Raw genomic sequence first — 13,895 nt, forward strand, 5'->3', positions numbered from 1 at the left:
ACGCCGTGGAGATTCCTCGATCTCTCCCAGGAACGACCCGTCGACCGGCCCGGTTCACTCGCAGCCGGGCAGGGCGTCCAGATCGCCGCCGTCGCGCAGCGTCTCGAGCACCGTGAGCGCGTCGTCGAGCGTCGCCACGGAGAACACGCGCAGCCCTGCCGGAACGTGCCCCACGACCTCGTCGCAGTTGCTCTCGGGCGCGAGGAAGTAGTCCGCCCCGGCGTCGACGGCGCCGTAGAGCTTCTGCCGGATGCCGCCGATCGGTCCCACGGTGCCGGCCGAGTCGATCGTCCCGGTGCCCGCGATGTCCTCGCCGCCGTTGAGCTCCCCCTCGCTGAGGGTGTCGATGATGCCCAGCGCGAACATCATGCCCGCACTCGGGCCGCCGACGTTATCGAGCTGGATGGTGACGTCGATCGGGAAGACGTAGTCGTGGAGCGTGGTCACGCCGATGAGCCAGAGCGTCTGACCGTCGACGTCGGCCTGGCGCGGCGTCACCTCGACCGTCTCCTCGCGTCCGTTCCGCTCGATGACCAGGGAGACCGGCGATCCGCCGCCCTCGTTGATGACCGCGCGCAGCGCCTCGGTGTCGGCGATGTCGACGCCGCCGGCCTGCCGGATGATGTCATCGGGTTCGAGGATCCCCTGCGCCGCCGAGTCCTCCGTCAGCGCATAGACGCGCACCATCGGCTGCACGTCGTAGCCGAGCTCGGTCAGCGCGGCGGCGGTGGCCTCCTTCTGCGAGTCCACCATCATGGCGGCGCTCTGCTCGTTGCGCTCCTCGGTGGTCTGATCGGGCGGGAAGACGTCCTCGATCGGCAGCACGGCTCGCGAGGGATCGAACCAGGCCATGGCCAGCTCGAACCACGACGGCGTGCGGTCGCGGTTGCCGACCACCTGCACCGTCAGGAGGTCCAGCGACCCCGCCGTCGGGAACGTCTCGGCGCCCGACACGGAGATCAGGGGCACCTCGGCCCCGTCGGCGTCCTTCGCCGTGCCGAGCGTGTTGAACACCGGGCCGGGCTGCTGCACGACGAACGACGTCGGCAGGACCGTCAGCGCCAGCAGCGCGAGCAGCGCGACGGTGAGGGCCCAGATGCCGGCGACCGCCGAGCGCGGCAGTCGTCGACGGGGAGCGGGCACGACGTCGTCGCGCTCATCGAACAGTGCCACGTCAGACCTTCCTGGCCGGACGTTCGCGGCCGGCGTACACGAGACGCCCTCGAGCCGGACGGGCGTCGAACACGTGCGACTAGCGTAGAACGCGATGTCATCATCCTGCTGAAAGGCGCCTGACATGACCGACGACGACCGACCCGATCCCGACGACTTCGCCGAGCTGCTGCGCAACCTCCTCGGCGGCCAGGGCGGTTTCCCGAGCGGACCGGGCGGCATCGATCCCGCCCAGTTCGAGCAGCTGCGCGGCCTCGGTCTGGACCCGGCGATGATGCAGCAGGTCATCCGACAGCTCCAGGGCGCGTTCGCCGCCGGCGGCGACGGGGGGATCGACTGGGCCGCTGCGCGCACGCAGGCCCTCCACCTGGCCAACAAGGACGGTCTGGGCATCTCGAGCGGCGACCGGCAGGACTTCGATCACGCCTTCGCGCTGGCCACCCTGTGGCTGAGCGAGGCGACGACCATCTCGGAACTGGCCACCGCGCCGCGCGCTCTGACGCGGGGACAGTGGGTGGAAGCGACGCTGCCCGTCTGGCAGGAGCTCGCCGAACCGGTGGCGACCTCCATCGCCGACGCGATGACCGAGGCCATCGGCACGCAGCTCCCCGAGGAGATGAAGGACATGGCCGCCGGCGCCGGGCGGCTCATGCGCACGGTGGGCGGCTCGCTGTTCGCCGCGCAGCTGGGCGCCGTGGTCGGCGCCCTCTCGCAGGAGGTCGTGTCCGGCGGCGACGTTGGGATCCCGCTCCTGCCCGACGGCGAGGCGGCGATCCTGCCGCAGAACTTCGCCGACTTCGGGCGCGACCTCGAGATCGACGACGAGCAGCTCGCTCTCTACCTGGCCACGCGCGAGCTCGCCCACGCCCGCCTGTTCCGCCACGCCAAATGGCTGCGACTGCATGTGATCTCGCAGGTCACGGAGTTCGCGCGGGGCCTGCACGTCGACACCGACGCGCTCGAGGAGCTCGCCTCGCGGTTCGACCCGTCCTCGCCCGAGGAGCTGCGCCAGGCCCTCGAGTCCGGAGCACTGCTGCCCGCACGATCCGAGGCCCAGACGGCGGCCCTGACGCGCCTCGAGAACCTGCTCGCGACCATCGAGGGCTGGGTCGACGTCGTGACCGCGGACGCCACCGAGCGGCTTCCCGCCGCCGACCGCATCGCCGAGGCGGTCCGGCGCCGCCGGGCCGTGGGCGGTCCCGCGGAGCGGGCCATGGGCTCGCTCGTCGGCCTCGAGCTGCGTCCGCGCCGACTGCGCGAGGCGGCCGCGATGTGGCGCGCGGTGACCGACGCGGTGGGCACGGCCGGGCGCGACGGACTGTGGGACTATCCCGACCTCATGCCCTCGGCCGAGGACATCGACGACCCGGCCGCGCTCATCGCGCGGCTGCAGGCGGCCGCGCGCGGAGACGCGCCCGAGCGCGACGCCATGGACGACGCCCTCGACGCCCTGCTGGCCGCGGCAGCCGACGGATCCGAGGGGCTCTCCCCCGACTCCCCCGCCGGACCGGAAGGCGACGCGCAGACGGACGACGGGACGGACGCGCCGGAGGACCCCCGCCCGGTCTGAGCGTGGGCCGCCGCTGCGGCTCCTCCCCACGATCGCCGGTCCCGCCCGGTCTCCGCCTGATGTGGACAGTCGGCCCGGCGGGTTCGGGCGACCCGCAGAATCGGGCCATGCTGCGGCTCGCCCCCTCTCACGTGCCCCTGTGGCGCACGCCGACCTCGGTGCAGTTCGGCGCCGACGCCGTCGCGCGGATCGACGACGTCACACCATGGCAGGAGCGGTTGATCGATGCGCTCCAGTCGGGGGTGCCCGATGCGATGGTGGGGCGTCTCGCGGCCGGGTTGGGCGCTGCCCCCCGCGACGTGGAGCGGTTCCTCGACGACATCCGTCCGGCTCTGATCTCCCGGGCCGAGGCCGGTCCCGATGTGGTGCTGGAGCTGCCGCCGGACTTCGACCGGCTCGAGGCCGCGACGCTCGAGGAGGCGCTGCGCGACGCGGGAGTGCGCGTCGCGGCCGTCCGTCGCTGGCCGACCGACGACCACCGGCTTCCCGTCGCCGTCGTCGCCCACCGGCTGGTGGACCCCCGGCGGGCGGCGCAGCTCGCCTCGGCCGACGTCACCCACCTGCCCATCGAGCTGTCGGGCGACCGCGTCGACATCGGACCGCTCGTCGTCCCCGGCCGCACCGGCTGCCTCGCCTGCCTGCATGCCCACCGGCGGGAGGCGGACGCGGGATGGCCGCTGCTGGCCGCACAGCTGCTGGCGAGACCGCCGCTGCCCACCGAGCCCGCGCTCCTGCTCGAAGCGGCGCTCCTGGCCGCCCGTCTGCTGCGCACTCCGGCGCAGACGTCGTCGATGTCCGTGTCGGTCAGCGCCGCGAGCGCCCGGCGGAGGTGGCGCGCCCATCGGCCGCACGCACGGTGCCTGTGCCGATCTCCTGAAGGAACCGCGACCGCTGACGCTCTCGGTGACCGCTCGTCTGCGACCACGACAGCGACAGCGTACGCGCGGCCCGCGTGACCCCCACGTAGGCCAGTCTCCGCTCCTCGTCGATCTCCGTGAAGCTCGTGGCGTACGAGATCGGCAGAAGCCCTTCGGACATGCCGGCCAGGTGCACGTGGTCCCACTCGAGCCCCTTGGCGGCGTGGAGCGTCGCCAGCGTCACGGTGCGCAGCGCGAGCTCGTGCTGGTCCTTCGCGCGGGCCTGCAGGGTGTCGGTGAAGCGGCGGAGGGTCATGTCGGCGGGGGCGTCCTCGGCCAGCCGCAGCAGAGCGGCGCGCGCCTCCCACGCCTCCCGCAGCGCGCCGCCCGCCGGCGGCGGCTCATCGGTGAGGCCGAGGGAGCGCAGCACATCGCGGACGGCGGCGACGAAGCCGCTGTCGGTGGGTGCGACGGACGCGCCGCGGAGGGCGAGGAGCGCCTGGCGGACCTCGGGGAGATCGAAGAACCGCGTGCCGCCGAGCACCGTCGCGGGGATCCCGCGCGCGGCGAGAGCCGACAGCAGTGCCGCGGACTGCGCATTGGCGCGATACAGCACGGCGATGTCGCTCGGATCGGCCCCGGCCGACAGCTGCGTGGCGATCCGGCCGGCGATCCCCTGCGCCTCCGTCGCGTCGTCGGCGTACGCCGTGACGACCGGAGTCTCGCCGCGCGCGGCGTCCGAGTGGAGATGGAGTGCGCCCGGCCTGCCGCGCATGAGCTCGTTGGCCACGTCGAGGATCGCCGGATCCGAGCGGTAGTTGCGCTCCAGCCTCACGACCTTCGCGTCGGCGTAGCGCTCCTCGAAGCCGAGCAGGAAGCGCGGATCGGCGCCGGCGAAGGAGTACACGGTCTGGCTGGCGTCGCCGACCACGCACAGGTCGCGGCGGTCGCCGAGCCAGAGCTCGAGCAGCCGGTTCTGCAGCGGCGACACGTCCTGGAACTCGTCCACCGTGAAGTGCCGGTACTGCTCGCGCACCTGCGCGGCCACCCGCGGCTCGGATTCGAGCATGCCCGCGCAGGCCAGCAGCACGTCCTCGAAGTCGAGCTGGCGCCGCTCGTCCTTGATCTTCTCGTACGCCCGCTGGAGGTCGGCCATCGCCTGCACGTCCACGCGCCCGATCGCATCGGGGCGGTCTCGCGCCGCCTGCTCGATGGAGCGCATCGTGACCTTGCGCCATTCGATCCGGGCGGCCACATCGCGCAGGGTCGCGCCGTCCAGGTTGAGCCCGAGCGCGTCGGCGGCCTGCCCCAGCACCCGGACCTTGCCGGAGAGGATGGTGGGCGCCGTGTCGCCGGCGACCTGCGGCCAGAAGTGGTTCAGCTGGGCCAGTGCGGCGGCGTGGAACGTCCGCGCCGCGACGCCCTCGACTCCCAGCGCGCGCAGGCGGCCGCGCATCTCGCCCGCGGCCTTCGCGGTGAACGTGACCGCCATGACGCGCGCGGGCGAGTAGGCCCCCGTGTCGACGCCGTGCGCGATGCGGTGCGTGATCACCCGCGTCTTGCCCGTCCCCGCGCCCGCCAGCACGCAGACCGGGCCCCGCAGGACGGACGCGGCCTCCCGCTGCGCCCCGTCGAGGGCGTCGAGGGGGTCGCGGACGTCGAGAGGGTCGCCGCTCACGCCTCGACCCAGTCGCGGATGAGCCGGTGGGCGATCGACGCGCGTCCGGGGAGGCGGACCTCGCCCTCGCCGGCGAAGGCGGCGACGAGTTCGGCCCGGGTGAACCACCTGACGTCGACGATCTCCTCGCCGTCGGGGCGCGCACGGTCCGGGTCGGCGGCGACGGCGTGGAAGCCGAGCATGAGCGAGCGCGGGTACGGCCAGGACTGAGAGCCCCGGTACCGCAGGTCGGTGAGGTGCACGCCCGCCTCCTCCTCGATCTCCCGCAGGATCGCCGATTCGAGGGACTCCCCCGCCTCGACGAACCCCGCGAAGGTCGAGTACATGTTGCGCTCGGCCCACACGGCGTTCTTGCCGAGCAGCAGGCGTTCGCCGGGCTCGTCGGTGACCGCGACGATCACCGCCGGATCGGTGCGCGGGAAGTGCTCGCGTCCGCACACCGTGCACGAGCGCGCCCAGCCGCCCGATCGCAGCGTGGTCGTCCCGCCGCAGCGAGGGCAGTAGGCGGCGTCGATCAGCCAGCGGCCGAGAGCGAGCGCGCCGACGAAGAGGGCGGCCTGCTCGGCGGGGAGGTCGCCGCCGACGACGCGCAGCGAGCCCCACGTCGACGCGGCGACCGGTGCGTCCGCCTCGGCGTCGACGGCCGCGACGAGCACCGCCGTGCCGTCGGTCGTGCGGCCGAGGAAGGCCCAGACGGCTCCGGCACCGACCTCGGCGGGGGCGGACAAGGCGAGCGTCCCGTCCTCGGACAGGGGCGCGGTGTCGCCGCGCACGACGAGGACCCGGGTGTCGGAGCGGCCCCGGAGGCGCTCGACGATCCCCGGCTCGGCGCGCTCGTCGGCCGCGCGGTCGAAGCTCGCGCGTGCCAGCGGGGGCAGCTTCGGGGCGTCCGTCGGCGTCATCGAGGACCTCTCTTGCGGGCGTGGCGCGAAGGCACCGGGACGTGCCCCGCCTACCCTGGGGGGCATGGCACGCTCACCTCTCACTCTAGCCGCGTCGGTGACGGCCGCCCTTCCTCGCGCGGGAGTCGTGGGCGTCGCCTCGTTGACCGAAGGCGCCGCCGGACGCTACGACAGCGCCGTCGCCGCGCTCGACGACGGCCGCCGCGTGGTGGTCCGCGTGCCCGTCGACGCCGACGCCGACCGCGACCTGCGCGCCGAGGCCCGCGCCCTCGCCGCTCTCACCGCCGGCGTGCGGGCGGTGGTGCCGTTCACTGCTCCCGCCGTCCTCGGCGACACGGTCCTCGGCGGCAGCGCCGTCGTCGTGCAGACCTGGCTGCCGGGATACCGGGTCGATGCGGCGCAGGTCCCTCCCGGACCGGGCGTGGCGACCGCGCTCGGCGCCGCGATCGCGACCGTCCACGACCTGCCGGCCTCCGTCGTCCGCGACGCCGGGCTCCCGGTGCTCGACGCGACCCGGGTGCGCGCCGAGGCCGAGCGACTGCTCGATCGCGCCGAGGCCACCGGCCTTCTCCCCTTCGGCCTGCTGCGCCGCTGGAGCGCGGCGATCGCCGCCGACGCGCTCTGGCACTTCGAGACGACGGTGATCCTCGGCGGCGTCGACCCCGCCTCGTTCCTCTTCGAGGACGACGCCGAGGGCGTCCCGACGATCACGGGTCTGCTTCACTGGGGCGGACTCGCCGTCGGCGACCCCGCCGTCGACCTGCGCTGGCTCGCCTCCGGACCCGATGCCCGCGTCGACGTGCTCGACGCCTACGCCGAGGCGTCCCACCGCGCCGTCGACGGCGCCCTCTGGGAGCGGGCGCGCCTCCACGCCGAGCTGGAGTTCGCATCGTGGCTCGTGCACGGACACGCCGAAGGCGCGGACGGCGTCGTCGCCGACGCGGTCGCGCTGCTCGACGCCCTCGACGAGAGCGTGCGCGATGCGCCGCCCCTCGCGCAGGAAGCCGTCACCGTCGACGACGCCATCGCCGCGTTCGGACGGGTGCCCGAGGCCGCGGCCGTGGACACCTCGATGCAGACCGACACCTACGACGCCGAGGCGCTCGGGGAGTACACGAGCGATCACCCCGCCGAGGCGGCGACGAGCGGCACCGGCGTCACGGAGGAGGAGACCGCTCCGATCGAGCTGTCCGAGTGGTCGCCGCAGCTCCCCTCGGAGCACGCCGACGCCGACGACCCCGACCAGGCGGCGCGCAACGCGCTCCGGCGCTGGACCGAGACGGCCTGACCGCAGCACACCGGCGCGCAGGCGCGGCGGCGTCAGCCTCGGAGAACGAGGTCGTCGGCGACGTAGTACAGGACGACGTCGATGCGCTCCAGCGGCGTCCCGTGCTTGCGGTGGTACGCCTGCCGGTACAGCTCGAGCTGCAGCATCCGCTCCTCCCGCTCCGCGGCGGTGCGGGGCGGGCGTCCCGTCTTCCAGTCGACGATCTCGATCCGCCCCTCGCGCTCGTACACGGCGTCGAGCTTGCAGATCACGACGTGGGGGCGGCCGTCCGGCAGCAGGTCGTCGGCGGTGAAGTCGATCTCGGTCTCGACGGCGATCGGCTGCAGGCCGGCCCATTCCGAGGCGAGGAAGCGCTCCTTCAGCCCGGCGAGCGCTGCGGTGTCCGCGCCCGCCATCGCGGTCGACTCGTCCTCCTGCTCCCACAGGCCGTCGTCGTCGGAGGCGCCCGCGCCGCTGATCCCCGAGCGCTGCTCGACCCACGCGTGGAAGAGCGTGCCCAGCCGCGTCTGCCGATAGGGCCTCTCCGGCAGCGGGCGCGCCGCCGCCGCGGCGGCAGCGGCGTAATCCCCCGCGAACTCCTTGAACCGCGACGCCGGGATCCGCGTCGGCGCGACCGGCGCCGGGCCCGACCGCCGCGCCTCCCGCTCCGCCAGGAGCAGTGCCAGATCGCGCGACGGTTCGGCCGGGGGCCGCCGGGCGGCCGCGCGCACGGCGGCGGCGGCCTCCTCGACCCGTCTCCGACGCTCCCCCAGCGGATCGAGCGGCCACGACAGGAGGCGACGCTCATCGAGGTACGGATCCTCACCCGGGTCGCCGTCGGCATCGAGGGCGAGGTCCAGCGCGGCCGCGATCTCGCGGAGGAACGGGCTGGCCGCCCTCGGCGCGCGCGTGCCGGACCACGCGGCACCGGTCAGGAGCAGATGATCGCGGGCGCGCGTGACGGCCACGTACGCGAGCCGGCGCTCCTCCTCGAGGCGGCGCTCCTCCAGCGCGTGCTTGAAGGCCAGGAGCTCGTCACGGAGATCCTGCTGGGTGGGAGCGTCGTCGGCTCCCCACCGCAGCCGCGGCAGCCAGTCGCGGTCGCCGCGGAACGGATACGGGAGCACGCCGAAGCGCAGCCAGCCGAGACCGTCCCGCGCCTTGGCCGGCAGCTCCTCCTCGACGGCGCGGACGACGGCCACGGCGTCCCACTCCAGACCCTTGGATCCGTGGATCGTCAGGAGCTGCACGACGTCGTCCTCGGGCGGCTCGGTGCGGGGCGCGAACTCGTCCAGTCGTTCGGCGCGGTCCAGCCACGCGAGCAGCGCGGAGAGGGATCCGGAGTCGTCGGTGGCGAGGAAGCCCTGCAGCTCGTCCACGAACGCACGCAGCTGATCGCCGGCGATGCGCGCCGGACCGCGCGACTCGTTCGCGGCCAGCTCGATGTCCAGCCGGAGCTCGATCTCGATCAGTCGCACCAGATCGGGCACCGGGATGCCCACCGCGCGTCGGAGGCCCGCGAACACGGCGGCGGCCTCGCGGAGCCGGGCGCGGCCGGCGTCGCTGAATCCCGTCAGCCAGCCGTGGTCGGCCGGCTGACGAAGCACGAAGTCGAGGGCGTCGACGAGCGAGGCGGACTCGTCGCCCGCGCGGCGCATGCGGTCGGCGACGTCCGCGTCGAGCTGCTGCAGGGCGGTGTCGTGACGAGCGATCCGCCGCGCGAGGGCCGCCAGCGCGCGAAGATCGGCGAGACCGATCGCCCACCGCGGCCCCGACAGGAGCCGGATGAGCGCGGATCCCGCGGTGGGATCGCTGATGACCCGCAGCGCCGAGACCACGTCGACGACCTCGGGCGTGGACAGCAGGCCCCCGAGCCCCAGGATGCGGTGCGGGATGCCGCGGCGCGCGAGAGCGTCGGCGAAGCGCACCATGTGCTTCTTCGCACGGAACAGCACCGCACCGGTGGTCCCCCGACCCTCGGCGGCACGCTCGGTGCGCACGCGCGCGAACCACTCGGCGACGCGCTCCGCCTCGCCGTCGGCGTCGGTGTCGTAGCCGACGTCGACCCGGCCCCGCGGCGCCTGCGGGCGGGCCCGCAGCTCGCCCACCGTCACCTGCGACCGCGTCGCCAGCGGCTCGAGCACCGCGTTCGCGGCGGCGAGGACCGACTCGCTGTTGCGCCAGCTCGTCAGCAGCGCGAAGGTCTCGCTGTCGCCCGCCGGAGCGAACGCCGCCGCGAATCCGCCCAGGTTGCCCGCGCTCGCGCCCCGCCACCCGTAGATCGACTGATGCGGATCGCCCACCGCCATGACCGCGGCCCCCGCGAACACCTCGGCCAGCAGGTCGCTCTGCACCACCGACGTGTCCTGGTACTCGTCCAGGAGGACGACGCGGTAGCGGCTGCGCAGCTCCCCGGCCACCGACGGATGGCCGCGGACGATCTCGAGCGCTCCGGCGACCTGGTCGGAGAAGTCGATCACGCCGCGCCGCCGCTTCTGCTCGGCGTACTCGCGGGCGAGCGAGGTGAGGACGCCGAGGCCGTCGATCGCCGCGAGCGCCTTGTTCACGTCGGCGTAGACGCCCTGGCCCTGCCGGCGGGAGGGCCGCTCCCGCACCTGCGCGAGGGTCTCCGGGAAGGCGGCGAGCAGGTCGAGGTCCACCAGGTTGTCGGCGGCATCGCGAGCGATCCGCAGGGCGGCGTCGATGATCGTCGAGGGCCGGTACTCGATGCCCTCCAGACGCGGGTCGTCCGCATCGTGCACGACCCGGCGCATGAGCAGCCACGCCGCCGACTCGCTCAGCACCACGGCCTCGGCGTCGCGGCCCACGCGGACGGCGTTCTCGCGCACGATCGCGTCGGCGAAGCTGTTGTACGTGGCGACCGTCGGGCGGTGGAGCATCGCGTCGGCGGGGGCCTCGGCGGCGGGAGCCCCTGCCGCCAGGGCGTCCAGCGCGGCGCGGCGCGCACTCTCCGGCGCGCCCGCCTGCTCCATCCGGGCGAAGACGTCGAGGGCACCGGCTGCATGCAGCTCGGCGAGGCGGGGAAGCAGCCCGCGCTGCTCGAACTCCGCCAGCCGCTGGAGCCTGCGCTGGATGCGCTCGGCCAGCTCACCCGCCGCCTTGCGGGTGAAGGTGAGGCCGAGCACCTCCTCCCGCCGCACCAGACCGTTCGCGACCAGCCAGACCACGCGCCCGGCCATGGTCTCGGTCTTCCCGCTGCCCGCGCCGGCGACCACCAGCGCGGGCGCCAGCGGTGCGGCGATGACCGCGGCCTGCTCCTCGGTGGGCGGGAACTGTCCCAGGGCGGCGGCGACCGCATAGGGCGAGAGGAGCGCGCGGGTGCCGTCGGTCACGTGGAGCTCACCGCCCCGACCGTGTGGATCCGGCAGAGGCCGTGCGTGTGGTCGTCCCGGCAGTGCGCCTCGTAGGGGGCGAGGAACTCGCGCCCGCCCATCACCTGCACCGCCTGCTGGATGCGGGTCAGGAACGCGCCGCGCGTCTCGTCGTCGAAGGGCTGCTGCGCGGGCGTCGCATAGGGCGCGTTGCGCGTCTGCCGGAGGACCAGGAGCTTGGCGCCTCCCGCGGGCAGTCCCGCCGCGGCGGGGATCGCCCCCCGCTCGTGGGCGAGCTGGTACGCGCTCAGCTGGGGGTTGCCGGTGGCCGCCGCCGTCCCGGTGGCCTGGGAGCGGCCGGTCTTGAGGTCCACGATCACGACCGTGCCCTCGGCGGTGAGCTCCACGCGGTCGACCGTGCCGCTGATGACGGCGGGAAGGCCGGCGCCCTCGACGGGGACCTCGAGCTCGAAGTGCGGCTCCGCGCTCAGCAGGCGCGTTCCGGCGGCCTGCACGTCGCGCAGGTAGCGTCCGAGGCGCGACACGAGGTCGCGGGCTCGCACGCGCTCGGCGCGCTCGATCCAGGCCGCCTCGAACTCCAGCTCGCCCCACCGCTCCTCCACGACCGCCCAGAGGGCCTCCTCGTCGGCGCCCTCCGCATGCTCGAGCGCGGCGTGGATCAGGGTGCCCAGGCCCGCCGTCACACTGCCGGAGTCACCGCCCAGGTCGCCGATCACCCAGTTCAGCTGGCACTCGTCGATCGACTCGAGCTTGGACGGCGAGACGCGGGCCTGTTCGGTGCCGAGGTCGTAGAGCGGCGTGTCGGTCGACACCGGCGCGATCCCGTACCAGTGCTCGGGCGGCGCCCCCGCCACTCCCGCGGCCGCCAGCAGCGCCAGCTGCTCGGCAGCCTCCTGCCGCACGGGCGGCGGGACGCGGTCGGCGGTGAGGCTGCGGCGATGCTGTGCGACGAGACCGCGCAGCGACAGCGGGTGCTCGGCCGATCGCGGGGCCGGCTGGGCCGGCGGCAGGAGCTCGAACAGCACGCTCGGACCGGTGTCGTCGTCGTCGACGGCCGTGACGACGACGCGGCTGCGTGCCCGCGAGACCGCCCGCGCGAACAGCCGCAGTTCGTCGTGGAGCACCGCGCGGCGCCGATCGACGGTCGCCGGATCCACGCCTTCGTCGAGTCCGAGCCGCCAGGTCTCCAGGAGGCTCCCGCGCACCCGCAGGTTCGGCCAGACGCCGTCCTGCACGCCGGCGACCACCACGGTGTCGAACTCGGCGCCGAGAGCGCCGGCCGGCGTCATCACGCGGACCGCGTCGTGCGGCACGGGGGCGCTCAAGCGGTCCTCGGCGACGTCCGAGTCCAGGACGCCGCGGACGAACGCGAGCGCCGACGTGCCGTCCTCGCGCTCACCGTGCCGCTTGGCCGCCTGGAAGAGCGCCACGACCGCGTCGAGATCCCTGCCGGCCTGGTCGGCGAGCGGGCCATGGCCGCGCGCGGCCTCCTGCCATGCGCGCTCGCGTCCCGAGCGCTCCCACGCGGTCCAGAGCAGCTCGTGCGCCGTCGCCCCCTCCGCGAGCTGGCTGCGCAGCGCCTCGAGCGTCTGGGCCACCCGCGCCGCGCGGCGTCCCTCACGGGTGTCGAGCAGCTCGAACTCGAGCGGATGCCGCATCGCCGACAGCAGGAGCTCCCGCGCCGGGGAGTCGTCGGGATCCTCGCGACGGAGTGCGGCGTGACGCAGCGCGGTGCGCAGACGACGAAGCTCCACCGTGTCCATCCCGGCCCCGCGCAGCGCCTCGACGACCGCGTCCGCCTCCCACTGCCGCGGATCCTCCGCGGCGAGCTCGACCATCCGCAGCAGGTCGCGCACGGCGGCCGACGAGGCCAGCGTGCGCGTGGGCCCGGTCGCCCCGGTGGGCACCTCGCGCGCCGCGAGCTCGTCCTCGAGCGCCGCGACCTGCCGCGCGTCGTGGGCGATGACGGCGCACTGGGCCCACGGGATGCCGTCGTGCACGTGCCGCTCGCGCAGCAGGCGGGCGATCGTGTCGTACTCCTCGCCGGCCGACCGGAGCGCGTGCACGCGCACCGATCCGTCCGGATCGGCCCCGCTCGGCCGCCGTCTATGGGACACGACGCCACCGGCCCCGATGCGCGAGGTCACCTCGGCGACGAGGTCGAGCTGCGACGGTGTGCCGCGGTGCGAGCCGGTGAGCACGTGCACCTCGCCCGCCGAGGCCAGGCGGGCGAAGTTCTCGGGGGAAGCCCCCCGGAAGGCGCCGGAGCCCACATCGGGGTCGCCGAACGCGAGCACCGCGACGCCGCGGGCGCGCAGCGCCTCCAGCAGCTCGACTCCGCCGCTCGTGAGCTCCTGCGCGTCGTCGACCAGCACCACGCGCAGCGAGGCCAGCGGACCCAGCTCGCGCGCACCCTCGGGGAGCGCCCGCAGCAGCGAGACCGCCTCGCGCACCAGCCCGGCCGCGTCGCGGTGCGCACCGCGCATCCGCGCACGGACGTCGTGGTACTCCCGGGCGAAGGAGGCCATCGACGCCCACACCTCCACGCCCTCGCGCTCGGCGCGCGTCGCGAGCATCGGCGGGTCGATGCCGAGCGTGGTCATCTCCGCCAGGAAGGCGCGCACCTCCGCGCGGAAGCCCCGGGCGGCGCGGACATCGGCCGGGAGCCACGCCGGCCATCGCGACGCCCCCTCCGCCTCGTCCTCCGCGTCGCCGGCCAGCAGATCCTGGATGATGCCGTCCTCGTCCGGACCCGTGAGGAGCTGAGGCGGATCGGCGTCGGCGCTCACGCGGACGCTGCGCACGACCTGGAACGCCAGAGCGGCCACCGACTTCGCCAGGGGACCCGCGGTCGCCACCCCCACGGCCAGCGCGAGCTCGTCGCGCAGCGCCGTCGCCGCGGGCCGCGTCGGCGTGAGGACGACCAGCTCCTCGGGCGACAGTCCACCGCCGATCAGCGCCGCCACCCTCGCGAGGATGACCGAGCTCTTGCCCGATCCGGCAGCGCCGACCACGACGCCCGAGGCGTCCGCCGGCAGCGCGATCACCGTGCGCTGGGCGTCGTCGGAGACCAGAGCGGGAGACGGCGGCATACG

Annotated in this window: 7 protein-coding genes; 2 read left to right on the plus strand and 5 right to left on the minus strand. The window is 74.6% G+C overall.

Annotated features, from left to right (window positions below; all coding sequences use genetic code 11):
* Window positions 1-54 precede the first annotated feature (54 nt).
* Window positions 55-1,173 carry a PDZ domain-containing protein gene (locus tag QQZ13_RS02470; protein ID WP_284527538.1) on the minus strand — a complete coding sequence of 373 codons (1,119 nt, stop codon included), beginning with the start codon at window positions 1,171-1,173 and terminating at the stop codon, window positions 55-57.
* 124 nt (window positions 1,174-1,297) lie between these two features.
* Between QQZ13_RS02470 and QQZ13_RS02475 the strand changes: the two genes are divergently transcribed.
* On the plus strand, window positions 1,298-2,743 hold the full coding sequence (locus QQZ13_RS02475) for a zinc-dependent metalloprotease (protein ID WP_284527539.1): 1,446 nt from the start codon (window positions 1,298-1,300) through the stop codon (window positions 2,741-2,743).
* Between the two features lie 804 nt (window positions 2,744-3,547).
* Here QQZ13_RS02475 and QQZ13_RS02480 read toward each other — a convergent pair.
* Both QQZ13_RS02480 and nudC read right to left on the minus strand, forming a co-directional pair.
* Complete coding sequence (locus QQZ13_RS02480) at window positions 3,548-5,278, minus strand: ATP-dependent helicase (protein WP_284527540.1); 1,731 nt, start codon at window positions 5,276-5,278, stop codon at window positions 3,548-3,550.
* The gene (gene nudC / locus QQZ13_RS02485) at window positions 5,275-6,180 is read right to left on the minus strand and encodes an NAD(+) diphosphatase (protein ID WP_284527541.1); all 906 of its coding nucleotides are present in this window, start codon (window positions 6,178-6,180) and stop codon (window positions 5,275-5,277) included. The genes QQZ13_RS02480 and nudC overlap by 4 nt, the downstream gene beginning before the upstream one ends.
* A 64-nt stretch (window positions 6,181-6,244) precedes the next feature.
* Between nudC and QQZ13_RS02490 the strand changes: the two genes are divergently transcribed.
* Window positions 6,245-7,468, plus strand: a complete 1,224-nt coding sequence (locus tag QQZ13_RS02490) for a phosphotransferase (RefSeq protein ID WP_284527542.1) — start codon at window positions 6,245-6,247, stop codon at window positions 7,466-7,468.
* 32 nt (window positions 7,469-7,500) lie between these two features.
* On the opposite strand, the gene QQZ13_RS02495 is transcribed toward QQZ13_RS02490, so the two are convergent.
* A complete protein-coding gene (locus QQZ13_RS02495) occupies window positions 7,501-10,800 on the minus strand; it encodes an ATP-dependent DNA helicase (protein ID WP_284527543.1) in 3,300 nt (1,099 codons plus the stop codon).
* A complete protein-coding gene (locus tag QQZ13_RS02500) occupies window positions 10,797-13,892 on the minus strand; it encodes an ATP-dependent DNA helicase (protein ID WP_284527544.1) in 3,096 nt (1,031 codons plus the stop codon). The genes QQZ13_RS02495 and QQZ13_RS02500 overlap by 4 nt, the downstream gene beginning before the upstream one ends.
* Between the last annotated feature and the right edge of the window lie 3 nt (window positions 13,893-13,895).

The sequence above is a fragment of the Microbacterium sp. T2.11-28 genome (assembly GCF_950097975.1).
GTDB lineage: Bacteria > Actinomycetota > Actinomycetes > Actinomycetales > Microbacteriaceae > Microbacterium.